The organism is Dolichospermum compactum NIES-806 (assembly GCF_002368115.1).
GTDB classification, from domain to species: Bacteria; Cyanobacteriota; Cyanobacteriia; order Cyanobacteriales; family Nostocaceae; genus Dolichospermum; species Dolichospermum compactum.
Map to the genome: position 1 here is coordinate 2,957,537 of NZ_AP018316.1, position 26,324 is coordinate 2,983,860.

31 protein-coding genes, 1 tRNA gene and 1 pseudogene are annotated in these 26,324 nt (G+C 39.0%); 17 read left to right on the forward strand and 16 right to left on the reverse strand.

Annotated elements, in window-relative coordinates:
- Positions 1-543: 543 nt before the first annotated feature.
- The gene (locus CA730_RS14000; RefSeq protein WP_096671532.1) at positions 544-915 is read left to right on the forward strand and encodes an NINE protein; all 372 of its coding nucleotides are present in this window, start codon (positions 544-546) and stop codon (positions 913-915) included.
- Between the two features lie 27 nt (positions 916-942).
- Positions 943-1,476: a ComEA family DNA-binding protein gene (locus CA730_RS14005; protein ID WP_096668149.1), complete on the forward strand. Its 534-nt coding sequence runs from the start codon at positions 943-945 to the stop codon at positions 1,474-1,476.
- A gap of 45 nt (positions 1,477-1,521) precedes the next feature.
- Here the strand turns inward: CA730_RS14005 and lepB are convergent, their stop codons facing one another.
- From lepB to CA730_RS14055, 12 genes are all read right to left on the reverse strand, one after another.
- Complete coding sequence (lepB, locus tag CA730_RS14010) at positions 1,522-2,094, reverse strand: signal peptidase I (protein ID WP_096668151.1); 573 nt, start codon at positions 2,092-2,094, stop codon at positions 1,522-1,524.
- An 89-nt stretch (positions 2,095-2,183) separates the two neighbouring features.
- Positions 2,184-2,675 carry a nucleotide exchange factor GrpE gene (locus CA730_RS14015; RefSeq protein ID WP_096668153.1) on the reverse strand — a complete coding sequence of 164 codons (492 nt, stop codon included), beginning with the start codon at positions 2,673-2,675 and terminating at the stop codon, positions 2,184-2,186.
- Positions 2,668-2,793 carry a hypothetical protein gene (locus CA730_RS26075; protein WP_269076469.1) on the reverse strand — a complete coding sequence of 42 codons (126 nt, stop codon included), beginning with the start codon at positions 2,791-2,793 and terminating at the stop codon, positions 2,668-2,670. Before CA730_RS26075 ends, CA730_RS14015 begins: the two co-directional genes overlap by 8 nt.
- Before the next feature lie 114 nt (positions 2,794-2,907).
- Entirely contained in the window at positions 2,908-3,402 is a 495-nt protein-coding gene (locus tag CA730_RS14025; RefSeq protein WP_096668155.1) for a LysM peptidoglycan-binding domain-containing protein, read from the reverse strand.
- Positions 3,399-3,527: a hypothetical protein gene (locus CA730_RS26080; protein ID WP_269076470.1), complete on the reverse strand. Its 129-nt coding sequence runs from the start codon at positions 3,525-3,527 to the stop codon at positions 3,399-3,401. Before CA730_RS26080 ends, CA730_RS14025 begins: the two co-directional genes overlap by 4 nt.
- Complete coding sequence (locus tag CA730_RS25655) at positions 3,505-3,837, reverse strand: hypothetical protein (RefSeq protein WP_231939839.1); 333 nt, start codon at positions 3,835-3,837, stop codon at positions 3,505-3,507. Before CA730_RS25655 ends, CA730_RS26080 begins: the two co-directional genes overlap by 23 nt.
- A gap of 17 nt (positions 3,838-3,854) precedes the next feature.
- A complete protein-coding gene (locus tag CA730_RS25660; RefSeq protein ID WP_231939840.1) occupies positions 3,855-4,190 on the reverse strand; it encodes a hypothetical protein in 336 nt (111 codons plus the stop codon).
- A gap of 92 nt (positions 4,191-4,282) precedes the next feature.
- Entirely contained in the window at positions 4,283-4,483 is a 201-nt protein-coding gene (locus CA730_RS14035) for a hypothetical protein (protein WP_157749978.1), read from the reverse strand.
- A gap of 105 nt (positions 4,484-4,588) precedes the next feature.
- Positions 4,589-4,771 (reverse strand): Hsp70 family protein, encoded by a 183-nt coding sequence (locus tag CA730_RS14040; RefSeq protein ID WP_096668159.1) that lies wholly within the window; start codon positions 4,769-4,771, stop codon positions 4,589-4,591.
- A 45-nt stretch (positions 4,772-4,816) separates the two neighbouring features.
- A complete protein-coding gene (locus CA730_RS14045) occupies positions 4,817-5,524 on the reverse strand; it encodes a zinc-dependent metalloprotease family protein (protein WP_096668161.1) in 708 nt (235 codons plus the stop codon).
- A 3-nt stretch (positions 5,525-5,527) separates the two neighbouring features.
- Entirely contained in the window at positions 5,528-6,133 is a 606-nt protein-coding gene (locus CA730_RS14050; RefSeq protein ID WP_096668163.1) for a TerD family protein, read from the reverse strand.
- Positions 6,134-6,145: 12 nt separating this feature from the next.
- Entirely contained in the window at positions 6,146-6,721 is a 576-nt protein-coding gene (locus CA730_RS14055) for a TerD family protein (RefSeq protein WP_096668165.1), read from the reverse strand.
- A gap of 707 nt (positions 6,722-7,428) precedes the next feature.
- Here CA730_RS14055 and psbB point away from each other — a divergent pair.
- The 10 genes from psbB (at position 7,429) to CA730_RS14105 (ending at position 17,530) form a co-directional block, all read left to right on the forward strand.
- On the forward strand, positions 7,429-8,955 hold the full coding sequence (gene psbB / locus CA730_RS14060; protein WP_096668167.1) for a photosystem II chlorophyll-binding protein CP47: 1,527 nt from the start codon (positions 7,429-7,431) through the stop codon (positions 8,953-8,955).
- 97 nt (positions 8,956-9,052) lie between these two features.
- Positions 9,053-9,157 carry a photosystem II reaction center protein T gene (locus tag CA730_RS14065; RefSeq protein WP_039199353.1) on the forward strand — a complete coding sequence of 35 codons (105 nt, stop codon included), beginning with the start codon at positions 9,053-9,055 and terminating at the stop codon, positions 9,155-9,157.
- 296 nt (positions 9,158-9,453) lie between these two features.
- Entirely contained in the window at positions 9,454-10,494 is a 1,041-nt protein-coding gene (locus tag CA730_RS14070; RefSeq protein WP_053538713.1) for a 30S ribosomal protein S1, read from the forward strand.
- A 119-nt stretch (positions 10,495-10,613) separates the two neighbouring features.
- On the forward strand, positions 10,614-11,369 hold the full coding sequence (locus CA730_RS14075) for an HAD family hydrolase (RefSeq protein ID WP_096668169.1): 756 nt from the start codon (positions 10,614-10,616) through the stop codon (positions 11,367-11,369).
- Positions 11,370-11,691: 322 nt separating this feature from the next.
- Positions 11,692-12,357: a nitroreductase family protein gene (locus tag CA730_RS14080; RefSeq protein WP_096668171.1), complete on the forward strand. Its 666-nt coding sequence runs from the start codon at positions 11,692-11,694 to the stop codon at positions 12,355-12,357.
- A 629-nt stretch (positions 12,358-12,986) separates the two neighbouring features.
- Complete coding sequence (locus CA730_RS14085) at positions 12,987-13,487, forward strand: DUF2231 domain-containing protein (protein ID WP_027401298.1); 501 nt, start codon at positions 12,987-12,989, stop codon at positions 13,485-13,487.
- On the forward strand, positions 13,484-14,095 hold the full coding sequence (locus CA730_RS14090; RefSeq protein ID WP_039199347.1) for a DUF2231 domain-containing protein: 612 nt from the start codon (positions 13,484-13,486) through the stop codon (positions 14,093-14,095). The genes CA730_RS14085 and CA730_RS14090 overlap by 4 nt, the downstream gene beginning before the upstream one ends.
- An 89-nt stretch (positions 14,096-14,184) precedes the next feature.
- A complete protein-coding gene (locus CA730_RS14095; protein WP_096668173.1) occupies positions 14,185-15,111 on the forward strand; it encodes a cytochrome c oxidase subunit II in 927 nt (308 codons plus the stop codon).
- Between the two features lie 49 nt (positions 15,112-15,160).
- On the forward strand, positions 15,161-16,813 hold the full coding sequence (ctaD, locus tag CA730_RS14100; RefSeq protein WP_096668175.1) for a cytochrome c oxidase subunit I: 1,653 nt from the start codon (positions 15,161-15,163) through the stop codon (positions 16,811-16,813).
- 114 nt (positions 16,814-16,927) lie between these two features.
- Positions 16,928-17,530 (forward strand): cytochrome c oxidase subunit 3, encoded by a 603-nt coding sequence (locus CA730_RS14105; RefSeq protein ID WP_096668177.1) that lies wholly within the window; start codon positions 16,928-16,930, stop codon positions 17,528-17,530.
- 204 nt (positions 17,531-17,734) lie between these two features.
- On the opposite strand, the gene CA730_RS14110 is transcribed toward CA730_RS14105, so the two are convergent.
- Positions 17,735-17,908: a type II toxin-antitoxin system HicB family antitoxin gene (locus CA730_RS14110; RefSeq protein WP_096668179.1), complete on the reverse strand. Its 174-nt coding sequence runs from the start codon at positions 17,906-17,908 to the stop codon at positions 17,735-17,737.
- A 155-nt stretch (positions 17,909-18,063) separates the two neighbouring features.
- Here CA730_RS14110 and CA730_RS14115 point away from each other — a divergent pair, with 155 nt between their 5' ends.
- A complete protein-coding gene (locus CA730_RS14115; protein WP_096668181.1) occupies positions 18,064-19,437 on the forward strand; it encodes a DNA cytosine methyltransferase in 1,374 nt (457 codons plus the stop codon).
- 14 nt (positions 19,438-19,451) lie between these two features.
- The gene (locus tag CA730_RS14120) at positions 19,452-20,291 is read left to right on the forward strand and encodes a TdeIII family type II restriction endonuclease (protein ID WP_096668183.1); all 840 of its coding nucleotides are present in this window, start codon (positions 19,452-19,454) and stop codon (positions 20,289-20,291) included.
- Positions 20,292-20,306: 15 nt separating this feature from the next.
- Here CA730_RS14120 and CA730_RS14125 read toward each other — a convergent pair whose 3' ends face one another.
- On the reverse strand, positions 20,307-20,528 hold the full coding sequence (locus CA730_RS14125) for a hypothetical protein (protein ID WP_096668185.1): 222 nt from the start codon (positions 20,526-20,528) through the stop codon (positions 20,307-20,309).
- 77 nt (positions 20,529-20,605) lie between these two features.
- Between CA730_RS14125 and CA730_RS14130 the strand changes: the two are divergent.
- Positions 20,606-21,849: pseudogene (locus tag CA730_RS14130) on the forward strand (DNA cytosine methyltransferase).
- 54 nt (positions 21,850-21,903) lie between these two features.
- Here CA730_RS14130 and CA730_RS14135 read toward each other — a convergent pair.
- Both CA730_RS14135 and CA730_RS14140 read right to left on the reverse strand, forming a co-directional pair.
- The gene (locus CA730_RS14135) at positions 21,904-23,190 is read right to left on the reverse strand and encodes a DHH family phosphoesterase (RefSeq protein WP_096668187.1); all 1,287 of its coding nucleotides are present in this window, start codon (positions 23,188-23,190) and stop codon (positions 21,904-21,906) included.
- A gap of 659 nt (positions 23,191-23,849) precedes the next feature.
- A complete protein-coding gene (locus tag CA730_RS14140) occupies positions 23,850-24,347 on the reverse strand; it encodes an HNH endonuclease (protein ID WP_096668189.1) in 498 nt (165 codons plus the stop codon).
- 540 nt (positions 24,348-24,887) lie between these two features.
- Between CA730_RS14140 and alr the strand changes: the two genes are divergently transcribed.
- Both alr and CA730_RS14150 read left to right on the forward strand, forming a co-directional pair.
- Complete coding sequence (gene alr / locus CA730_RS14145) at positions 24,888-26,075, forward strand: alanine racemase (RefSeq protein WP_096668191.1); 1,188 nt, start codon at positions 24,888-24,890, stop codon at positions 26,073-26,075.
- Between the two features lie 121 nt (positions 26,076-26,196).
- Positions 26,197-26,278 (forward strand) — tRNA-Leu (locus tag CA730_RS14150).
- Positions 26,279-26,324: the final 46 nt, after the last annotated feature.

Here is a 26,324-nt window from a genome sequence, read left to right on the forward strand (position 1 = left end):
TTACCGGAATTTCACTACTTGACTTCAAGTATAGAGTTAGGTGGAATTTTAATAAAGTTTCTGTGATAAAAACTTACTTAATAAAGAAGCAATACCCAAAGCTTTTGACATTGCTCAGTAGGGATTTAGCTTGTTGGTGTGATAGGTAGACTATATTTAATGCGCTTAAATACTGTATTACTTAGCAAGATTGATGCAGTGAATAATACTGAGTAGATGAATATGATGTAACTATGTCTTTAGGACTTACGCATTGACAGGATCAACTAAATATGGGGTATGGGTTTCGGGCATTTTAACGTGATTTTTTGATGATTTTTAAGCGATAGCGAAGCGCTGCTGCAAGCAGTTCGCTATTAAGCAGAAGTTAATCACTAAAAGCCTGAAACGACGGATTTTCGTTCATGCACATCATCGTGAATTTGTACAGTGCGTAAGTCCTAGTTTTGAGGAAAAAATTTACACATCTACTTTCTTTCTTTGCGTGCTATCTAACTTGACCCATTAGTTTAGAAATTGAGTAAAATGGCTATAGATAAAATGATATTCACTAAACGAAAAAGCCGTACTGTTGCTGTTATTCTAGCATTTTCCGGCACATTAACGATTTCGGGTTCACATAAATTTTACTTGGGACAGCCACTTTGGGGAATTATATATGTTTTGTTGTCTTGGACACCTATTCCCAAGGTTGCTTGTGCTATTGAGGGGGTTTGGTATTTAACTCAAGAGGAAGAAACTTTTGATCGATATTTTAATTTGGGTGAGTCGGCAACTAGGGTATCATCATCGGTTGGTAATCAAGTGGAATCGGTTGCTAATGCTTTGCGTGAGTTGGAAGCACTCCGTCAAGATGGGTTAATTTCTGAGTATGAGTTTGAGCAAAAACGTCGTCAGATGTTGGATCAGATTTAGGTGATTGGTAAAAGGATTAGGTTAAAAATGAATAAGTGGCTACCTTTAAATCTGAAATTGCAAAGGCTTCGCGCTAAGTTGGTGAATGATCCCTATTATCGTTTACAGTCGTGGGAAGAGGTGCAAATGGCGGCTGAGTTTGGTTTGGGTATTGATGCTAATCGGGCGACTGTGGATGATTGGCTACGTTTACCTGGGTTGTCAATTCACCAAGGGCGATCGCTTGTGGAACTTTCTCGCGCTGGTGTGGTATTCTACTGTATTGAAGATGTGGCGGCGGCTTTGGGTTTGCCAGTACAACGATTAGAACCTTTAAAACCTGTGCTGAATTTTCATTATTATGATCAGAGTTCTCTAGATAAACCTCAACCGCTTAATCCTAATACTGCTTCGGTAGAAAGTCTTGCCAAAATTCCCTTTATAGATTTATCCCTAGCACAGACAGTTGTGAAAAACCGTCTGGCTGCTGGTTCTTACCGAAGTTTAGCAGATTTTCAACAACGTTTGGAATTATCTGGGGATGCGATCGCTCAGTTGATGTATTATTTACGCTTTTCGTAGGGGCGCAGGGCTTGCGCCCTTTGTCAATGGTCAGTGATCAGTGGACTAAATTAAGCCGATGCGGTCAAGAGGCCAAAAGCGGAACGTGGCGCGACCGATGACGTTTTGACTGGGGACAAAACCCCAGTAGCGAGAATCATTGCTATCATTGCGATTGTCTCCCATCACAAAAAATGCGCCTTCTGGGACTTTGATTTCGGGAAATGGGCTATTTGGTGGTTCGGCAATGTAGTCTTCTGTTAAGGCTGTACCGTTGAGGTAAACTTTGCCTTGGGCGATACTAATTATTGCTCCTGGTTCACCAATTACTCGTTTGATAAAGGCTTGGTTTTGAGAATATCCACGTCTTTGTAATTCTGGTGGTGAGTTAAAAACGACGATATCGCCGATTTTGGGAGGATGAATCCGGTATGATACTTTTTCTATGACTAAGCGATCGCCTGTGTGCAAGGTAGGGTACATTGATTCTGAGGGAATCAGGCGTGGTTCAGCAATAAATGTCCGAATTAGAAGTGCTAAACACAGGGCAATAGTTATTAAAACTAAATTTTCCTGCCAACCACTCCTTATGTTTGTTTGTGAGGAAGTATCTTTAATATCACTTTTGTGAGGAGTCATAGTTAACAGTGTAAGTAAGAGTTTAAAGGAATTGCAGCAGCAGAGGATAGGGAGAATATATTTCCCAACTCATGACTAATGACCAATGACTAATGACCATCATCTGATTTAGCAGTAATGACTTCTGTGGGACGGAGAACTTTTTCACCTAAATGAAATCCGCGACGGACAATTTTAGTAATTGTTTGGTCTGGGATATCTGTTCTTTCTTCCCGGTCGATGACCCGACATAAGTTAAAATCTGGTTCCGTGCCTTCCTGTAATTTTATAGGCAAAAGTTGGCGCTTTCCTAAAACACCGAGAAACTTACGATTAACCGCACCTATGGATCTGGGTAGACGTTCTATAAATTCTGGACTAGGACTAGGATTGTTTTCTAGATAGTCTAATAAAGCTTCTAAAGCATCAGCAACTTCTAAAAGTTCCAAGAATAAATCTTCTGTTTGGGCTGTAGTTTTAATTTGCTGTTCTCTTAAAGACTGCTGTAATAACACATTGTCTTTTTGCAGAACGCCGAGTTTTTGGACGAGTAATTCTCGTAATTCTAAGCTAATCAGATAGTTCGGGGATAAATCAGGCACGGGAAATCTCTTTGGATAGCACAGCTAGAATTTTGTTAGCCCAAGTGTTGATTTGGGAATGAGGATGATTACGCAAAATTTCACTCAAAGCGATCGCTCTTTGTAATTGTCCACCCATTTAATAAGCTTTAATTAACCACATTTGGGCTTGAATATAATTTTGACCATTGCGCTCTTGACAACCCTGACAGTAATCTTCTAAATATTTTTTGTTTGAAGCCGTCAACTATCTTCATGGGCTTTTCCTTTGACAGCTACTAGGAATTTTCAACACCTGATCTATATCTAGTTGATTTTCCCGTTTTTGCAATTCAGGGTTAGCAGCAACGATTAATTGCCAATCAGTAGGTTTACTACAAAATTTTCCCGCAATACTACTAAGAGTATCTCCTGATTTTACGGTATAAGTAGCTAGGATTGGGGCTGATTTAGGAATGACAGGGGTAATTACAGGGGGAGTGAGATTAGCAGTAGTAGGAACTGTAGGTTTAGGAACTGTTGCCGTATATATAGCTGTTTGCAGGGCAAAAAAACTACCTGCTGCACCGATAGTAATACCGATTATCAGCATGAAAATGGCAATAGTTGTTGTCCAGGATTTCGGACGCTGGGGTAATTCTGCCAATGAACGAATTAGAGAAACATCAGTGTCACAATTAGGACAACTGTTGCTCTCAATTCCCTTGTAGCCACAAACAGGACAGTCAATTTTAGTTATGGTGTTCATCGTGTAAGTCCCGTGATAATACTATTACTGGGTAATTCTTGATTTAACCAATGTTGTACATCTGGTTGTAGTTCTCGCCATAAACGATCTGCTTCATTACTATCACCAACCACTAGTGGCTGCATTTAACATCCGAGAGAGTTTGTCATACATGGCATTAGCTTGGGTAGGGGCAACGGCTTTGGCTTGTTGGATAGCGAGAATACAACCTTGTACTAGCTGTACCTTATCAGGTAAGTTGCGAAGTTCTCGTCTGGTTTCTTGACTGTGATACTCCATTGAGGAGAGATTATTAGTATTAATAGCAAATTGTAATTCTTGACTCAAGTTTTGTAATCGTTCTTGCTGAAATTCAGGAATCATAAAGCCACAGAAATTGATCACGCGATCGCACTCATTCACCAAATACTCTGCTTCTAAGCGTTCAGGTGACATAGATACCTGGAACTGATTCAGACTTTCCTCCGCCCGTTCCTGTAAATCACTATACTCTTCTCCAGTGGTAGGATTAATAATCCCATTAGCTGCACAACTGGTACAGCTAACTTCAAGGCTGATTCTACACCGAATGCAGTTAAGTCTTGGCGATTTAGTTCTTCTATAGCTGCCTCTAATTCTTGATGGATTTTCTCGTCTACCCGCCCCCGCGAAAAATTACAACTGACTTTCACTGATGGATTACTTTTTAAAGTTGCAGTCATTTTCAAATCGCTGTTCTTTTCATCCAACTCCAAATAAGCAATAATTTCCGTTCCCGCTGGATATTTATCATCTAAACCCAACCACATATACTGCAAACGGTTTATTGTTTAACTAAATATGGAACCCCTCTCCAAACCTCTCCCCGCAACGGGGAGAGGTTTGGAGACTGTTATTTGTATTATAAAAAAGTCCAAGTTTTAGCCGTTTTGAGTATATCCCCAATCCTTTCATTATTTTTCACCCCATATAAATCTTCTTTCACATCATCAGGGCTGAAAAACTGAAAGTGAATTAGGCCTTGTCCTTCCACTACAGTTTTAAAAGTATGAGAAACAGTTATCGGTAATATAGCGGTATGCACTTGCATGAGATACATCATAGCCCCCTCATCGCTTGCGGGGAGGGGGTTGGGGGTGGGGTTCTTGTATCTCACTCAATCGAGAACCGCTATATATCGCCACGATTAATAACTTGATCTTGACGATTAACTAATTGAATAAGCCTGTTCTCCTACCAAAAATTTATTTTGTTCAGCAGCTACTACTGAACGGGTGAGTTTTCTATCTGGGGGTGTGTTGTCATTAGCTGTGACTACTTCCACACCTGCTAACTTAAATGCAGCGACGGAGTTAGTTGTTCCCAAGTCTATACCGATTGCTTTACCCATAATTCATTCTCACCCTGGTTATCAATGATTTAATTTAATTTTCAATTATGACAAAGATTTATGTTGACAAATAGCTTTATTCATGGAGATAATTTGTCCTACATGAAAAGAAGGAGGCATTAAACTATGAATCCGATGATCAAGTCCATCGTGCATGACATCTGTAGGTAATAATGAATGATCTAATCCCAATGTATGACCAATTTCATGAGCGATAGTATTAGCAATTAAATTAGACAATTGACCTAAATTTAAACTAGCCTGATTGGAAGTATGAAGAATTTGGTCAATGCGAACACCAGCAATATCTGTAACTTGATGATGGCGGAAACTGGCTATTCCTAAATAATCTATTGGTTGTTGATCTGCAAATACATATACATGAGTGAAATTACGCCCCCATTCTTTCTCCTCTGGTTCGTCTGAAGTCAAAAATACATGAACACTTCTAAAAGCACTAAAAACCTTAGACAAAGCATCTGCCATGATTTCTAGCATGGTGCTATTGTTATCAGTTGTGTTAACGATTCCAGAAATATCTACCCAGATACAATGACGTATTTCTTGATCTTTAATAATTAGAAATGTGCCACATGATGGACACACACGCCAATCAAGTTGAATCCGAGAACGGCAACCTTGACAACTTGGTTTTGCTGGTCTGTCAAGATTAATCCGTTCCCAGATGGGAACTTGCAATTTACGATTGGTCTTAGTTTTTTTGGTTAAATTCAGGCGATCGTAAAGTGACATTATTTAACAATAAGACGTAACAAGTTCCCCTAAACCATTAACACTAACACCATTCCCAATAGCTGCCATTTTCCACTCGTTATTGTGGCGATAAACTTCAGCTAAAACCATTCCTGTCATACCGCTATACTCTTTTCCAGAAAGGTTATATCGAGCTAATTCTTTGTTATTAGCTGAATTTACCAATCTAACAAAGGCATTGTCCACTTGGGTGAAATCTTGTTTACGAGCAATACAATCGTAAATATTGATGACGAAGACTAGTTTAGCAATATCAGCAGGAATGCGAGGTAAATCAATAATGATTACTTCGTCATCACCATCACCAGCACCAGTTAAATTGTCTCCTGTATGGACGATTGATCCTGATGAATGTTGAAGATTCCCAAAGTAGATTATGTTTTCTTTGGCTGTTAATTTACCATTAGCATCCAGGCAAACTACAGAGGCATCTAGGTCATAGTCATGACCACCACCACCAAAACTTCTAAAAAATCCGCCACCAGAGCGTTTAACTACGTCCCAACCCAGTCCACACATCAATTTAGTTAGACCAGGAGCTTCTTTAGAAAGGGAAATTCTCTGTCCTTTCTGGAGATTAATTGCCATGTTTAATTTCTCCTAGCTAAAGCGATCTAATAAAGCTTTCAATCCCCCTTGATAGCCTGAACCAACGGCATTTAACCGCCAATCTCCATCTTTGCGGTACAGTTCAGCCATAATTAATGCAGTTTCAATGGAGTAGTCTTCAACTAGGTCATAGCGAATAACTTCTTTTTCGTTTTGAGCATTTACAACCCGAATAAAGGCATTTTGCACTTGACCAAAGTTTTGATGCCGTTCTGCTGCTTCGTGAATAGTGACAGTGATGACTATTTTGTGAACATCCGCAGGGACTTTTTGTAAATTGATCTTAATGACTTCATCATCACCATCACCTAAACCTGTCAGGTTATCTCCAGTGTGTTGGACTGATTTGGCAGGATCTGGACTGGTGAGATTATTGTAAAAAATGAAGTGCTGATCAGAAATTAGTTTTTCGTTACTTCCCAGGATAAAGACGGAGGCATCCAAGTCAAAATCCAAGCCAGTATCCACAACCTTAACATCCCAGCCCAAACCCACAAATACTTCGGTGAGTCCGGGAGCTACTTTTTCTAGTGAAATCCGTTGTCCTTTAGTTAGCGAAACTGCCATTGCTTGGTAAACTCCTAAATTTTTACTTGCTTTTACTTCTAGCCAAATTTGACACTAGTATCTGAAATTGAGATACAGTTCTGTGTAGTATTAATAGGGAATGGGAAAAATTGAGGCACACTAAAAATAATTGCAGTTAAATCTTGTATGCTGCCATGAAAGACATCATAATTAATACTTATTTCAGCATATATATATTAAAAAGGCAAGTCACAATGTTGTAAATATTCGCAAACACTGAAGAACAGCCAGTCTAAAATAAAACCTGTGGTTTGTCTACAAGCGATCGCAAAGTGCTGCTGCCAGCAGTTCGCCCAACAAAACCCCGATTTAGTTTTATCCTGGAATAGTGGACTGAAAAAACTTCAGCCTTCCCAATAGATCAGGTTATAACCAGCATTTCTGGGGACTGATAGCGATATTTAAGCCACAAGCTACGTAACTCCAGCAATAGAAACCCTTGCAAAGCGTTCCATCAATAGTTACACTTTTTAAAATATTCTCATTTTTGTTTAGCAATTACCCAAACACTCAAACAGCCAGTTCTTGACAAAAGAACTCAAACTATGGTAGTGCGTCAGTATTGCCAAACTCAAAATCAGCAATAAAAAAACTCAGAGAGTTCTCTAATTGACGGTTTCCGTCATCTGTGAACCTCCGTAAGAAAATTGCTTTGTAAACATAACTATCCAGGAGGCTTGTAGTCAATGGGACTACCTTGGTATCGAGTACATACAGTCGTTCTCAACGATCCAGGTCGGCTGATTTCTGTACACTTAATGCACACAGCTTTAGTAGCTGGCTGGGCAGGTTCAATGGCACTGTACGAACTAGCCGTTTATAACCCTAGTGATCCAGTTCTCAACCCCATGTGGCGACAAGGGATGTTCGTACTTCCCTTCATGGCACGTTTAGGCGTAACCGAGTCTTGGGGCGGTTGGAGTGTAACTGGTGGCACAGCAGTAGACCCCGGTTTCTGGTCATTTGAAGGCGTTGCTGCCGCTCACATCGTTCTCTCTGGTTTATTATTCTTAGCTGCCGTTTGGCACTGGGTTTTCTGGGATTTGGAACTCTTTAGAGATCCTCGCACCGGTGAACCTGCACTAGATTTACCAAAAATGTTTGGTATTCACCTGTTCTTATCCGGTTTACTTTGTTTTGGTTTTGGTGCATTCCACCAGACTGGACTATTTGGTCCAGGAATGTGGGTATCTGATGCCTATGGACTAACAGGCAGTATTCAGCCAGTAGCCCCAGAATGGGGTCCATCTGGATTTAACCCCTATAATCCAGGTGGCATAGTCGCTCACCACATTGCGGCTGGTATCGTCGGTATTATTGCAGGTTTATTCCACCTCACCGTTAGACCTCCCGAAAGGCTATACAAAGCCCTACGGATGGGTAATATTGAAACCGTACTTTCCAGCAGTATCGCTGCTGTATTCTTCGCTGCTTTCGTAGTAGCCGGAACCATGTGGTACGGTAACGCTGCTACCCCAATCGAACTGTTTGGTCCTACCCGTTACCAATGGGATCAAGACTACTTCCGCCAAGAAATTCAGCGTCGTGTGCAAACAAGCGTTGCTGAAGGTGCTTCTTTGACCGAAGCTTGGTCGCAAATTCCTGAAAAACTGGCTTTCTACGATTATGTTGGTAATAGCCCCGCGAAAGGTGGTCTATTCCGTACAGGTCCAATGGTGAAAGGTGATGGTATTGCTGAATCTTGGCAAGGTCACGCTGTGTTCACAGATGCAGAAGGACGGGAATTAACAGTTCGTCGTCTACCGAACTTCTTTGAAACCTTCCCAGTCATTTTGACTGATAAAGATGGCGTTATCCGTGCTGACATCCCATTCCGTCGCGCAGAATCTAGATACAGCTTTGAACAAACTGGGGTAAAAGTCAGCTTCTACGGTGGGAACCTGAATGGTCAAACCTTTACAGATCCCGCTGATGTGAAGAAGTACGCCCGCAAAGCTCAAGGTGGAGAAATATTTGAATTTGACAAAGAAACCTTGAACTCTGACGGTGTATTCCGCACATCTCCTAGAGGTTGGTTTACCTTTGGTCATGCTGTATTTGCTCTATTATTCTTCTTTGGTCACTTGTGGCACGGTTCACGGACAATCTACCGTGATGTATTTGCCGGTGTGGAAATTGAAGAAGAACAAGTTGAATGGGGTCTTTTCCAGAAGCTGGGTGACAAGACAACTCGCCGGAGAAAGGAAGCTTAAAACTTGGATGAGGTGTGAAGTAGATTTTTCTACTTCATGCTTTTTCTGTGGTTTGTTAAACTAAAATTACTGGCTCAACAGGCAGGATCTGAAAAATATGGAAAGTGTTGCTTACATCTTGATTTTAGCCCTAGCAATAGGTGTACTCTTTTTTTCAATCGCCTTCCGCGAACCCCCCCGGTTTGAGAAAAAAGAGAAATAGGTTATTTATTCCCAATTAATTAGGGAATATATACTAACAATATCCGTTGTTACTATCATAAGTAGCAGCGGATATTTTGGTTTAGGTATTAAAACTCAGATATTACCCATTACCTATTCCCTATTCACCGCCATATATGATATAATTTTATGTCTGGAAGTTAATATGTGTTAAGACTAGCTATTCTAAGCTAGGATAAGACAGCAATGTAAGTGGAAATTGTCCTCCCACTACTTACATATAAACTGAATTTATGACAAAACCTTTACGGAGACTAGACCCAGGAACACATTAGCATGGTCAATCAGAACTTAACCGCTACAGAAATTGGATTTACCCACGAAGATTTCGCTGCTCTACTTGATAAATACGACTATCACTTCAGCCCTGGAGATGTCGTACCGGGTACAGTTTTCAGTATAGAGCCGCGCGGCGCTCTGATTGACATAGGTGCGAAAACCGCAGCATATATACCCATACAAGAAATGTCTATTAACCGGGTTGATGCCCCGGAAGAAGTCTTACAATCAAACGAAACACGGGAATTTTTCATCCTTACCGATGAAAATGAAGATGGTCAGCTCACCCTTTCAATTCGTCGGATTGAGTATATGCGGGCTTGGGAGCGAGTTAGGCAGTTGCAAGCAGAAGATGCTACTGTCCGTTCTGGCGTTTTCGCAACCAACCGTGGTGGTGCATTAGTGCGAATTGAAGGACTACGCGGCTTTATCCCCGGTTCTCATATTAGCACTCGCAAACCCAAGGAAGATTTGGTAGGCGAAGAACTGCCCTTGAAATTCTTAGAAGTAGATGAAGAGCGTAACCGCTTAGTTCTCTCCCATCGTCGAGCGCTGGTTGAGCGGAAAATGAACCGTTTGGAAGTTGGCGAAGTGGTCATTGGTACTGTCCGCGGTATCAAACCTTACGGTGCTTTCATTGACATTGGTGGAGTGAGCGGACTATTACATATTTCTGAGATTTCCCACGAGCATATTGATACTCCTCATAGTGTATTCAATGTTAATGATGAAGTGAAAGTAATGATCATTGACTTGGATGCAGAAAGGGGACGGATTTCACTGTCTACTAAACAGTTAGAACCCGAACCTGGTGACATGATCAAAAACCGTGATTTGGTTTACGATAAGGCCGAAGAAATGGCAGCTAAGTATCGGGAACAATTGCTTGCCAAACAGCAAGGCATTACTACACCTGTAGAAGCTACAGATGTGGAAGCCGTAGCTGAAGAAGTTGCACCTATGGAAACTGTAGTTGAGGAAGAAATTCCTCCAGCAACAGAGATTGAAGAAGAGATCCCCGCAGCTATTGAATCATAGATTGATAATTGCCAGTGATTACAACTCAGATTGTTAAAGTATATTATGAAGAGGGAAACCCCTCTTTTTTTTTACTTACAATCTAAAATCCGCAATTAATATGAATGGGGTGAGATATTTTGGCAACTATTAAATGTAAAAACATTGCGTTTTCTAATATTGAAGCAATTTTATTTGATAAAAACGGTACTTTAGAAGATTCAGAGTCATATTTAAGAACATTGGGACAAAAAGCAGCACGGATGATAGACGCACAAATTCCTGGAATTGGCGAACCTTTATTAATGGCTTTTGGTATTAATGGCAATTTCTTAGATCCAGCAGGTTTAATATCAGTAGCGAGTCGTAGAGAAACAGAAGTTGCAGCAGCAGCTTACATTGCAGAAACTGGCAGGGGATGGTTTGAATCCTTAAAAATCGCCCGTCAAGCTTTAGAAGAAGCTGATCAATATGTTGGTAAAACTCCTTCACCTTTATTTGTGGGTAGTTTAGAGATATTAAAGTCCTTGTCAGCAGCAGGGCTAAAATTGGGAATCCTGTCAGCAGCAACGACTCAAGAAGTCAAAAAATTTGTCAATACTCACCAATTAAGCGATTATTTGCAACTAGAAAAAGGTGTTGATGAAGGTCCTAGTAAACCAGATCCAACCCTGTTTTTAGAAGCTTGCCAAGCCTTGGGAGTATCACCAGAGACAACTTTAATGGTAGGTGATTCTATGGGTGATATGCAAATGGCGCGTGATGCTGAGGCTGCTGGCTGTATTGGGATTACTTGGATTGCTAGGGCAGATAATGTTCAAGGTGCAGATGTAGTGATTAATCAACTTGATGAAATTCAGGTGATTGAATTAGAACTTACGCAAGTGTCACACTAAAAATCTGTTGTAGGGTGCGTCAGATATCAACAATCTGTTTATTTGCAAGATTTATGCAGTCTGACGCACCCTACCAATGTGCCGGTCGCGTAAGTCCTGTAAATAATTTCCGGCTTCTCAATAATTACAAATGCTTGAATTTTTACTTATACTGAGTTAAACAGTGTTTATACTGTTAATCAGTTCAACCATGACCAGTGCCAGAAAATATGCAATTTACCTTACGGTTGATTGAAGTGCATTCTGGATAAAAGTCCATCAATTGAAATGCGTACAAAAAAGCGTTACTCTAAGCACATAGGATAAAACAGAGGAAAATACCGTGACTTCAAATACCCAAATCAAAGCATTAGACGTACCTACTGCCATAGTACAACGTCGTTCCATCAAAACCTTTAAACAAGATCCCATCTCCGCAGAACTACTTAAGCAACTGGTAGAATTAACCGTAGCTGCACCCAGTAGTTTTAACGTCCAATCGTGGAGAATAGTTTTAGTGCAGGACCAAGCCCAAAAAGAAGCATTATGTGCAGCTTCTTGGAAGCAACAACAAATTATTCAAGCACCTGTTACCTTTGTTTTCGCGGCTGACGCTGCTGCGGGAGGAAAAGATTTAACACCCATTTTAGAGCAAGGTGCAGCCACTGGGGCTTGGAATGAGGGAACAGTTAATTATTTTAGAGGTGCGATTCCGCAATTTCAAGCTAGTTTAGGAGACAAGCGCCGGGAATACGCCATTAAAGATGCCATGATAGCTGCTACAAATTTAGTGTTAGCAGCGGAAAGTTTGGGTTTATCCACCTGCTTTATGAATGGTTGGATTGAGGAACAGGTCAAAGCTATAATTGGTGCAGAAAATGACCCAGATATAGGTATTGCTGTTTTAGTACCTGTAGGTTATGCGGCTGAACCCCGTTTAAATCCCGGTCGGCTACCATTATCTGTTAATGTTTCTGTAGATAGACTAGATAATCCCTATCAAGGCTAATTAGGGATTTGGGGATTTAGGTTAGTATAAATACAAATATCAGTTGACAGCGATTTTTGGATCAGTGAATTGCATTCTGTCTCACGCAGAGGCGCAGAGGCGCAGAGGCGCAAAAAGAGAATATTGCACAGAATCATCTTTCTCTGTCTGCGTACCCTTCGGTAAGCAAGCTACATCTGCGTTTAATTATTCTTGAAATCTTATTTAACCCAGATCATACCTACTCTAAAAACTATATATTTCGGTCTTTTAAATTACAAAGTGATAATTTGTAATTGTACATCAATAAACATAAAAATATTTGGTTTTGATTTAAAAATATTGTAATAGAGCCAAGATCAAAATCTGTTGTTGTCTCTCTCATTAATTCTAGAAGTTCTGCTTTTAGTTTTTTGGACAATTCATAAAAATTTACATCTAGTAAATTCAACCTCTAACAGTGATTTAGTTTAGCTACATCCATAATTGCTGTTGTCACTATGAGGAAATAACTTGACCAAAAGTAATTGGCTATTTGGTTATACATTGCAGCGAACTCACAGCATATTTATCAAATAATTTATTGATGTTAGTGAGTATCTAGCAATTATTCAAGGTTGGCTAAGGAGTAGTAAGTCTAGGAGAATTTAATGCTGGATTTTTTCACTTCATTGAATGAGCATAATTTACCATATCCAGATCCCTTACATCCTATCGTGGTTCACTTTGTAATTGCGATGGTTCTATTTTCTGTTTTTTGTGATGTCGCTGGGTATTTAACTGGGAAAACTACCTTATTTGAGGTGAGTTGGTGGAATATGTGTATTGCCACAGTAGCTATTTTTGTGGCGATTATTTTTGGTCAATTTGAAGCTGGTTTAGCTAAACCCTACGAACTGGCTAAATCAGTATTAAATGTTCATACTCTTATCGGTTGGTCACTTTCAGGTATTATTGCTGCAATTACAGCTTGGCGTTATGTGTTGCGAAGTCGTAACTCAAAAAAACTTCCATTTCATTACATAGCTGTGGCAGTTTTATTAACAGTCCTGGTTGGATTTCAAGTATATCTTGGTGATGAACTTGTATGGGTGTATGGCTTACATACTGTACCTGTTGTGGAAGCGGTAAAGGATGGAATCTTGCCATGAATTCAGAATTATTAGACCAAATTAGTCACCAAATGGGTGCAAATGGTTTACCTTATGCCATTCCGATTCATCCTAATTTGGTACATCTTACATTAGGTTTATTTATCATTGCCATTATCTTTGATCTTTTAGGTGTATTTTTTCCTGTGGAAAAATGGTTGTTCAAGTTTTTGGGAATTAAGGTTGAACGTTCTCAATTATTTGATGTAGGTTGGTACAACATTTTTGCTGCGGCTGTGATTACATTTTTCACGGTTGGTGCAGGTTTTTATGAAATGTTGTTGGCAGCCCCACCAGCAGATATCAAAAGTCCTTGGGGAATGCTGGCAATGCCGACAATGATGTGGCATGGTGTGGGCGGCGTATTGCTATTAGCGATGATTGTCGGTATGACCTTTTGGAGGGGTTGGCAACGTTACGTTATCGGCAAATACGAAGAGAGAGAAGTCCAAATTTCTTACTTGGTCGTCGGTGTAATTATTATGTTGCTGATGTATTTTCACGGCACATTAGGAGCGCACTTGGCGGCAGATTTTGGTGTTCACAATACAGCCGATAAATTACTAAGAGCCGGAAAAGACATCAATCAAATATTTGGTAATCGGTAATGGGTGATTAGTAATTGGTAATCGGTAAAAATTCTGATTTAACAACCGACCACTGACTACTGACTACTGACAACTAACAACTGACCATTATGAAAATTCGGCAATTTCTCAACTTTTTGACCATAGTTACTGGGGCAGTTGCGGTAACTCTTACTAGTCTATGGATTGGTAAACAGGCTTATTCTTGGCTTCCTCCCCAAGGGGCTGCTGAATCTCATCTAATTGATGATTTATTTAGCTTTTTGGTAACATTAGGATCTTTAATTTTCCTGGGAGTAACTGCTACTCTTTTCTATTCTATTTGTTTCCACCGGGCGAAAGCCAATGATTTAGGCGATGGTCCGCATATTGAAGGTAACGTTACTTTAGAAGTAGTTTGGACGGCAATCCCAATTATGTTGGTGTTATGGATTGCGGGTTATAGTTACCAAGTTTACGAAGAAATGGGCATCCAGGGACCTTCTCATCAGATCCATTTACATAATCCGATGAAGACAGAAACCGCTGATGCTGCACTGGGTGAAGCTTCAGCAGTTTCAGCAGGTGAGGATTTAGAACACATTGATGTATTAGCTAAACAGTGGGCTTGGGTGTTTCATTATCCCCAAAGCAATGTTACCAGTACAGAATTGCATTTACCTCAGGGTAGCCGTATCCGTCTAAATCTCCATTCGGAAGATGTACTTCACGGCTTTTATATCCCCGCTTTCCGCCTCAAACAAGACATTATTCCTGGTAACGACCTCGACTTTGAATTTACCCCCATTCGCCCCGGTGCGTATGATTTGACCGACTCTCAGTATAGCGGTACATACTTTGCCACCATGCGAGCTAAGGTCATTGTGGAATCACCTAGTCAATATCAGCAGTGGTTAAGCAAAGCTGCGAGTCAAAAACCCAGTCCAGCCTCCAACCAAGCGGCTTCTGAATATGCCCTGAAAATAGAAAACGGCATTGACAGTGGTTGGAAAACTGTTGAACCCGCAGCGCCTCCATTAGTCAACTTCCCTGGTTAACTCTGTAATTTTTCTTTACTACTAACAACTGACCACTGACAACTAACACATGACTAACATCCCCATTCATGTTGCTGGTGAATCACATCACCACGAACCGCCCCAAACCTGGAGAACATACTTCAGCTTCAGTACCGACCATAAAGTTATCGGGATTCAATACCTCGTTACCTCCTTTATGTTCTTCTTGGTTGGTGGTATCTTCGCCATGATTTTGCGCGGAGAACTTATCACCCCGGAATCAGATTTAATTGACCGCACAGTGTACAACGGAATGTTCACCATGCACGGAACAGTGATGCTGTTTTTGTGGACATTTCCCTCTCTTGTTGGTATGGCTAATTACCTCGTTCCCCTGATGATTGGGGCGCGAGATATGGCATTCCCCCGCTTGAACGCTGTCGCTTTTTGGATGGTTCCTGTAGTGGGAATTCTCCTCATGGCCAGCTTCTTTGTTCCCGGTGGACCGGCTCAATCTGGCTGGTGGGCATATCCCCCCGTTAGTACCCAAAACCCCACGGGCAACTTGATTAATGGTCAAGTTCTTTGGTTATTAGCGGTGGCTATTTCTGGTGTCTCTTCCATTATGGGTGCGGTGAATTTTGTCACCACCATTGTGAAAATGCGATCGCCGGGCATGGGTTTCTTTAGAATGCCCCTCTTTGTTTGGGCAGTATTTAGCGCCCAAATTATCCAATTATTTGGACTGCCAGCTTTAACAGCCGGGGCAGTAATGCTACTTCTTGATATTACAGTGGGAACTGCCTTTTTTGATCCTACTAAAGGCGGAAATCCAGTAATGTTTCAACATTATTTCTGGTTCTATTCTCACCCCGCTGTGTATGTAATTATTTTGCCTATCTTCGGGATTTTCTCGGAAATATTTCCCGTTTATTCTCGCAAACCTTTATTTGGTTACAAAGTCGTTGCTGTTTCTTCAATGTTAATTGCTGTAGTTAGCGGCATTGTTTGGGTACACCATATGTATGTGAGTGGTACTCCTGGTTGGCTACGGTTATTTTTCATGGTGACAACCATGTTTGTATCTATTCCCACGGGGATTAAGGTATTTGCTTGGGTGGCAACTATTTGGGGTGGGAAAATTCGCTTAACTACTCCCATGTTATTTGCTTTGGGTGGTTTGGTAATGTTTGTGTTTGCTGGGATTACAGGAATTATGCTTTCTTCTGTTCCAGTAGATGTTCACGTTAATAATACTTATTTTGTAGTGGGACATTTCCATTATGTTCTCTATGGAACTGTGACTATGGGAATGTATGCTGCTATCTATCATTGGTTTCCCAAAATGACTGGCAGAATGTTCCATGAAGGTTGGGGACAAGTCCATTTTTGGTTAGCATTTATCGGCACAAATTTAAATTTCTTACCCATGCACCCATTAGGTTTGCAAGGGATGTTACGCCGGGTTGCTTCCTATGCACCTGAATTAATTGGTTGGAATATTGTTGCTAGTTTGGGTTCTTTCCTGTTAGGAATGTCTACTCTTCCTTTTATCTTCAATATGTTAATTTCTTGGATGGATGGAGAAAAAGCTCCTGCTAATCCTTGGAGAGCAATTAGTTTGGAATGGACTGTTTCTTCTCCCCCTCCTGTTGAGAATTTTGAGGAACTTCCGATTGTTACTTGTGAGCCTTATGGTTATGGTAAGGCTGAATTAATGGCATCTTCTGAACATGAATAATTTGTCAAGGTTTAGATCCCCGACTTCTTTTTTTATCTTCTAAATAAGTTGTAGGAATTTATAACAGAAGTCGGGGATCTTATTTCTCACTAATTTACTGATTTGGAAATTATGATGGATAGTTCTGTTTCTCCTGATGAGTTAGATCATGTTAGTCATGAGCATGGACATGATGAAGAAGGCAGTAAAATGTTTGGTTTTATTGTGTTTCTGTTATCGGAAAGTGTCATTTTCTTGAGTTTCTTTGCTGGCTATATTATCTACAAAACTTCTGCTGTTAATTGGTTGCCGCCTGGTGTTTCTGGTTTGGAAATAAAAGAACCTAGCATTAATACTGTGGTTTTGGTTTCTAGTAGTTTTGTGATTTATTTTGCCGAAAAGGCTCTGGAAAAGCATGATTTAAAGACTTATCGTCTATTGTTATTTTTAACAATGGTTATGGGTGGTTATTTCCTCTATGGCCAAGCTGTAGAATGGAGTGAACTGGAATTTGGGTTTACTTCTGGTACTTTCGGCGGAATGTTTTATCTATTAACTGGTTTTCACGGTTTGCACGTTTTTACGGGTATTCTGTTACAGTTAATTATGTTGTTGCGTTCTTTCGTTCCTGGTAATTTTGATAATGGCCATTTTGGGATAAATGCCACTTCTTTGTTTTGGCACTTTGTTGATGTTATCTGGATTGTTTTGTTTCTGCTTATCTACGTTTGGCAGTAGATATTTTATTAGCAAAGAATCAATAAATTATGTAGGGGTTTAGCAATGCTAAACCCTTATTCATGTATTTAAAAATTATGCTAAAATGATTTTTTATTATTGTAAAAATTCCTTAATTATCTATTTTAAAGTAAGGTTTTAAATTCTTCTCTATCTACTTGACAATCACGGAGTATTTGTGTGATTAATCCAGTTCCAATTGTTTCACCAGCATGGACTTTCATCTACTTCTAAACACAGTTCTATTGCTTCTCTCACCCGTTCCATCAGTTCATCTAAAGATTTTGCTTGCGTGTGACAACCGTGAATATTGGGTACAGATGCGACGAAATAACCATCAGCATCACGTTCAATAATTACATTAAATTCTCTACTCATTTGGGTATGGGGATTTTGTTGATATAGTTTATTTTAAAGCATAATCCTATTTCACAAAATTATCTATTTGGAAAAATTATGAAAATTTTTGTGTATAATGTCTAAAGTGGGTTTTGCCCACCTGATAATTTTTTGGTAAATCCTGTTTATTTTCAATGAACTTTAGTATTAATACTCAACAGTTAGAATTATTTGAATTACTCCAACCTTCTAAAACAATAAAAATCACCACTAACTTTACATTTCTCGACCTATTTTCCGGTATTGGTGGTTTTAGAATTCCTCTCGAAGAACTAGGAGGAATTTGTTTGGGTTATTCAGAAATTGACAAAGAAGCAATCAAAGTTTACAAAAATAACTTTATTCGTGATACCAATGCTGATGAACCATATTTAGGAGATATCACTAATTTAGATAAACTGCCTTTTGAACTAGATATAATTGTCGGTGGTGTTCCTTGTCAACCTTGGTCAATAGCAGGTAAATTAAAAGGTTTGGATGATTCCAGAGGTCAATTATGGAATGATGTTTTTAGAGTATTAAAAGCTAATCAACCTAAAGCATTTATATTTGAAAATGTTAAAGGTCTAACTGAGCCGAGAAACAGGACAAGTTTAGAATATATACTTGATAATTTAACATCATCTGGATACGTAGTTAAATATCAGGTGCTTAATTCCTATGATTTTGGTTTACCTCAAGATAGAGACAGAATATTTATTGTTGGTATTAGAAATGATCTGGATAACAGTTGGGGGTTTAGCTTTCCTAAACCTATAAATAAACATTGTAAATTATATGATGTAATTCAGGATATTCAACGCAGTGATTGTTCTAAAAAGAAATTTACTCCAGAAGTTTTATTTACAGATGGTAAAATTCCTGGCGCTAGGGGTAGATTCCAAAAATTAGATGAATTAAATAATTTTTTTCTATTTTCAGATGTCAGAGACGGACATACTACCATTCATTCTTGGGACTTAATAGAAACAACCCAGAGAGAAAAGCTAATTTGTCATACTATTTTAAAAAATAGAAGAAAGAAAATATATGGTGATAAAGACGGAAATCCTTTAAGTATAGAAATTTTACAATCTTTAATTCCTGAGTTAAATATTGAAGATATCAATATCTTAATTGAAAAATCAATTTTGCGTTTTGTAGAAAATAAAGGTTATGAGTTTGTAAATTCTAAAATTTCATCAGGTATTAATGGAATTTCTAAAATTTATTTACCTCACGCTGATGCTATTGGTACTTTAACCGCAACAGGTACAAGAGATTATATAGCAAGTATATCAATAGAATGTGATGAACCAAAAATATATAAACAGAACTTTATCGAAAAAATTTATCTTCCTAAAAAATATAGACCATTAACGGCAAAAGATTACGCGATATTACAAGGATTTCCCGAAAATTTCCAAATAGCCGATAATGAAAATAAGGCAAAGCATCAATTTGGTAATGCTGTATCTGTGCCTGTAATCTATCATTTGGCTAAATCTTTACTCAACATTATTCTTTAAACATTGGTTAAAATATGACAGCTATTAATATTACAACTCGCGCAGCAATCAAAGGATATCTAGAAGGTTTTATTGATGGTCTTATAGATGAATATAAAGGACGTAAAATTTTAAAACCAGATAATGCAGCCGAATATTTATCTAGGTCTTCATCTAATGGAGAATTAAAGCCATTTCAAGCTGCACTTATCCCACCAGAATTAATACGTATCAACCAATTTGAAAGAGGTTTGAGTACAAAATTAGGTAATTCTTTTGAAGAATGCGCTCGTTTAATTGCGCTAGAGTATCATCAAGATGTACGTCGAGGTTATGATATTAAAGCTGAAGTAAGTCTTACAGCTTTTGCAGAAGCTGAACTTCAAAAACAAAAATATGAATCTGCTGCAACAAATAAGCAAGGTAAGCCATCTTTAGAGCAAATGATAACAGCAGTGTTAAATGCTAGACGCAGTGATGATTTAGAACTTAAAATTGTTCGCACGGACTTGTATATTTTAGCTAAAGATGGAACAGAATTATTTTTTGAAATTAAGGGTCCTAAACCTAATAAAGGACAGTGTTTAGAGGTGACTCAACGGTTACTCAGATTTCAATTGCTAAGTGGAAAAAATCGTCCTCAAGTGAAAGCTTATTATGCTATGCCTTATAATCCTTATGGGGCGAAAAAAGCAGATTACAAGTGGTCTTGTACCCTAAATTATACGCCTTTTAATGATGCAGTTGTTATCGGTAATGACTTTTGGAAAATAATAGGGGGAGAAACTGCTTATGAAGAATTACTAGAAATTTATCTAGAAGTTGGACATGAGAAAAGTAAATATATGCTTGATGCTTTAGCTTTTGGATTTTAGATTTCATGTAAATAATTACAACTTCAATTTAACATCACGAGGTGGTATTTCATCTGCTGTCAAAGTAACAACTTTACCATCTCGCAAAATACTAATTGATTCTCCTAACCTGCGATGTCTTTCTATTGCATTGGCTATTGCAAATTTCACACCAGCATCTATTTTTTGATGTAACTCTGTAACGGGAATATGAGATTTATTATCTTCCTGTGATTTGATTCCAGATTCCGTATTCATAAATTATCACTTCCTGATTTTTATCTAACTTAGCATTTTTAGCTATAATATATCATCTCAATAAATTTACTTGCCAAATGATCAATAATCAACCTATTTGCATTTCCCTATTCACAGGTGCTTATGGCTTAGATTTAGGACTAGAACAAGCAGGATTTCATACCGTTAGTGTAGTTGAAAAAGACCGTGATGCTGTCAAAACAATTGCTTTAAATAGACCTTATCTCCAAGAAAGTGCTATTCCCAGAGAATTAGAAAAAGTTACTTCCCAAGAATTACTAGAAGAAGGTGGAAGAGTTTTAAATTTAGGACGCGCATTACTTCCGGGAGAAATAGATTTAGTTACGGGTGGTCCCCCTTGTCAGCCATTTAGTACCGCAGGAAAACGGGGTTCAGTTATGGACCCACGCGGAAGTTTATTTATGGATTTTTCCGCATTGTCAAAGAAGTTCAACCCCGCTTTTTCTTAATGGAAAATGTCAGAGGTTTACTTTCTGCTTCTTTACGTCATCGTCCTATTAACCAACGCGGAAAAGATTACCCAGCTTTAGAACTTGATGAAATGAATGGTGCAGCTTTAAAAGTAGTTTTAGCAGAAATGAAAGAATTAGGATATAACGTAGTTTACAACCTTTTAGAAGCAGCAGATTATGGTGTTCCTCAAAATAGATCCCGTGTAGTTTTTATTGGTTCTAGAGATGGTGAAGCTGCTACATTTCCTCTCGCTAAATATAGTAAAGATGGGAAAATTTTACCAAAGTGGAGAACTTTAAAAGACGCGTTAACAGATTTTGTGGATATCCAACCAGAATTTATTGCTTATTCAGAAAATCGGCTCAAGTTTTTAAGATTATTAGCAGCCGGACAAAATTGGAAAAATTTACCAGAAGAATTACAAAGAGAAGCAATGGGAGGTGCTTATAATTCTGGTGGGGGAAAAGTTGGTTTTTACAGAAGATTATCTTGGGATAAACCTTCACCAACAATCACAACCAGTCCCCAACAAAAAGCTACAGATATGTGTCACCCTGTAGAACTTCGTCCTTTAACTGTGCGCGAATCTGCGAAAATTCAAACTTTTCCTGATGATTGGATTTTTCATGGTTCAATAAGTTCTAAGTATAAGCAAATTGGTAATGCAGTTCCTGTGTTACTCGCTAAAGAACTTGGTGAATACCTGATTAATTTAATGCAGGGACATCAACCACAAGGAAAAGAAGTTACTGAACAACTCTCTCTATTTTCTTTATATAGTAATCCGGTTTATTTATACGTAATTCAACAACTAATTGAGGTTCATTCCCAGAATTATTGTATGTAGGGGTTTAGCAATGCTAAACCCTAAATTAATCAAGTCTTTGAATTTGTTGTAAGACTAAATTGGATTATCTCGAGGATTTACCAATTTCAATAATTTCTGTTTAATTTGTGCGTCGAAAACTTCCCATTTGATTTTGGCATAAGCTGAATTTTCATTACCACCAGATAAGAAACCCATCGGAATTTCAAAGCCTCCAGCACCCGTCCTCCCACCACCAAAAAATCGCCCAGCACTATCTTGTCCAAAGGCTTCTTTAATAAATTCATCAGGATCTAAGGTCAGTTTTGTGGTTCTGAGAGAACCTATCACCACTTCTAATTCGTCATCTTCATCATGAACAATTCCATAAACTACTGCTGTATGCACATTTTCCTCAGTCACGAGAAAATCAGCGGCTTGGGGAATTGCATCCCGGTCATCATAGCGCAAATAACCAACACCAGCTATAGAAAAGTTATTTTGAACGATGCGGTTTTTAAGCGATCGCTCGATCACATCCATTACCCGCTTAGAACGATTTGCTTGCAAAATAGCATTTAGTAACTGAGCATCATAAAACCTGCTCAAATACCCAGCAGCCATAAAATCTTCTTCCTGTGCCTGCATCAACCGATTTGTATCTGAGCGTAACCCGTGCATTAAAGCTGTAGCACATTTAACGTGCTGGCTAATGCTATTATCTAAAGTTAATAATCCTGCTTGTAAGTATTGAGTAAAAATTGTCGCTGTAGCTCGCACATAAGGACGAACATCAACAAATTCTGACTTGAGTTCCCCTTGTAAACTATGATGATCTACCAGCACTATCAGGGGAATTCCCGCTTGTTGGATGGCTGGTAATAATTGAGACGTAGTTCCCTGGTTGTCAATTAACACAAACCCTTGATAAGATGACAAATCTTTATTTTTTAAAGTTTGTATTGTCCAACGTTGAGCAGGTAAATTAGTTAGCTTAACTAAAGCAATATTTTCCTGATGACTTAAAGTTCCCGCGTAGACAATATCACACTTGATATCATACTGTTGGGCAATTAATTGGTAAGACCAAGCACAAGAAAGAGCATCAGGATCAGGAAAATCCTGTAAAATCACCAATTGGCGTTCATGACGATGTGCAAGCAGCGTCTTCTGTAACTCCTCTGATTTTTGAGATGCTAGAGAATTACCACGCTGCACCAAATAGATGCCTCCATCACCATTAGAGGATGGTGAGGGTGCTAAGGAAGTCCGGTTTAACGCTGGAAGTTCAATTACCTCTTTCTCTATTTCTAATTCCTCTGGATGGGGATCTGTGGTCAATGATAAACTCTCAAATTGAGAAGGTGGATAATTCACGTACATAAGTAACTAACTGTATTTCTAAGCGGGGAAAATAGGGTTATCCATTCAGATACAATCCAAGCAATAGTGCGCTTATAAAGCTACAGAGAACTTGGCAAAATCTAAAATTAATTCTTTTGGCAATGTGTAAAGTGGTTGATTTTTTGTCAATAGCATAAGCTAAGGATCTATTGCATCCAACTAAAGTGCTACAAAAATGCTGAAAGTCAAGTATGCTATACCTCTTGAGTTATATACAACCTCATGATTTGTGACTTTGTCTAAACAAATATGCAGATTTTTATGAAAAAATTTGATAATTATCTTGAACATTTATTTGACTTGTGATAATGTTGAGATTCTGTGTCCAAATTGATATCTCAATTTATTGGTGACAAATCATCTACTCGTAATTGTAACAAATTATCAGTTAAGAACAAGATCTATCTATATATCGTTTTTTTTAGAAGATAACGCACCACGTCGGGAAATTAAGGTAATCGGATACTGCGCCCATGAAAATATCAGCTTGGTGGAAACTTGCCACAAGCTGTAGTAAGCACTGGACGAAAACGAGTAAAACACCTACTTGTAGTCACTATCATTGACCGAGTTTGGTCAAACGGATATACCTACAGGTGAACTTTGTCCTGAGCTTTTGTAGTTAATTATGTGCAATGTCAAAGACCTATAACATACTTTTGCCACTCCTGGTGCATTCCACTTTTAAGATGCTTTGTTACCTCAAAGTAGAGGCTACTGTAAGGTTGACGGGGTAAATGACGCAAAGGCATTCGCGCTTCTTGCGGTGTACGACAACCTTTCTTGATATTGCAGCGGACACAAGCCGTAACGATATTTTCCCAAGTATCTTCACCTCCTCGTGATCTTGGCATGACATGATCGAGAGTTAACCCGTCTCCTGTGTTACCACAGTATTGACAAGTGTGGCTATCACGATGCAAGATATTTCTCCGAGTCAGCGGAATTTCCATATAGGGAACGCGGACATAATGACGCAACCGAATTACGGTTGGCATCGGAAAATCCGAGTAAAGGAATTTACTGTTGTATTCTAAGCGTTCAGCCTTGCCTTTAATCAACAACACGGTGGCACGTCGCCAACTGGTGATGTTGAGCGGTTCGTAAGAGGCGTTCAGGACTAAAACCTTCCTCATGAATCTGCGCTCAAGGTATTAGTTTTACATATATTAACACAAATACACTCCGCTGGGGATATGAGAATAATTTATACTTTTCTCCTTGCTTGAGATCCCTGTGATTGATTATAGGACTTACGCACTATACAAATTAGACATGATATGCGTAAGTCCTAAATTAATCATTTCCAGCCTTACTAGTAGCGACTGTCTTGATTGTCAAGCGATCGCTACAAGAGACAAAAAACCGCAATCCATATTTAGGAAACTTCGTCAATGCGTAAGTCCTAGATTATTGATATTTTCCTGAATTTGAAAAATCGCCATAAAGGAGTATTTGGGGATTGACATTTGATTTTATATTTGTTATCGTAGACTTGATAAGGAAGAACTATCTTTCCAATAATCAAGAGATTTTTGAGTGTGGGGATACACTAATATTGCTCGTGCTACTATCTTGTATAAATCGCCGGATCAAAGTTAAACTTCCTGATTAAAGTGATATAGCTTCTAGGGGATGTGAGAAGCTTTTCGGTGGTGTGATAGGAGTGAAATGCAATGTTAAGTCGCAAGCAAACCCCGATTTTTGCTGACAATCAGGAACGTGATACTTATGCTTGGTTTTCGCAGCGGGCTTGGGTAGAAATTGATTTAGGAGCTTTGTCTCATAACGTCAAGCAGTTGGTCAAGTTTTTATCACCACGTACCCAATTAATGGCGGTTGTTAAAGCTGATGCCTATGGACATGGGGCAGTAACAGTTGCGAGGACTGCTTTGGCAGCGGGCGCTAGTTGGTTAGGTGTGGCAACAGTTCCCGAAGGTATTCAATTAAGAGAAGATGGTATTAAAGCCCCAATTCTGATTTTAGGGGCAACCAACACACCAGAACAAATTCAGGCGATCGCCCATTGGCAACTTCAGCCCACACTATGTAGCCCTAAACAAGCTTTAGAATTTTCTAACACCTTAGAAACAATTAACCATAATTCCTCTTTATCCGTACATATTAAATTAGACACAGGAATGTCTAGATTAGGCACTAATTGGCAACAAGCGGCAGATTTTGTCCAGTTGGTACAAGGATTACCCCATTTAGATATTGCCAGTATCTATTCTCATTTAGCAACTGCCGATAGTCTTGATACCACAATCATGACAGAACAGCATAGAAGATTTGCAGAAGCAACTGCACACATCAAAGCTAAAGGGATTAACATTCCCAGTTTACATTTAGCAAATTCCGCCGCCACCTTAACAAATCCAGAACTGCACTATGACATGGTGCGGGTGGGTTTAGCTATTTATGGTCTTTATCCTGCCACTCATTTACAAAATCAAATCAAACTGCAACCGGTTTTACAACTCAAAGCCAGAGTTACCCAAGTGAAAACCATAGCCGCAGGAACTGGAGTTAGTTATGGACATCATTTTATTGCTTCTGAGGAAATGCGTCTAGCTGTAGTTGGTATTGGTTATGCCGACGGAGTTCCCCGTAGTCTTTCCAATCAAATGCAAGTCTTAATTCGTGGGCAGCGCGTACCGCAAATTGGCGCAATTACAATGGATCAAATTATGTTAGATGTGAGTTCCATCCCCGATTTGCAAGAAGGGGAAATAGTCACTTTGCTAGGAGAACAGGGAAAAGAGCAAATATCCGCTGATGACTGGGCAAATTGCCTCAATACCATTTCTTGGGAAATTCTCTGTGGTTTCAAACATCGTCTACCTCGTGTAGCTGTGATGTAGATAATTAGGGATATGGGAAAAATCACTAATACCCCATACCCTAATTTAAAATTGGGACTTAAATTTTTACTTTTTTCCCTATTGCCATAAATAATTTGTTGTGCTAACATAAGTTATTAATGCGGATATGGCGAAATTGGCAGACGCGCTAGATTTAGGTTCTAGTTCCGAAAGGAGTGAAGGTTCAAGTCCTTTTATCCGCACTTTTAAACAGATAGTTGAGTTAATGGTGATTTTGTGCAGCGATTA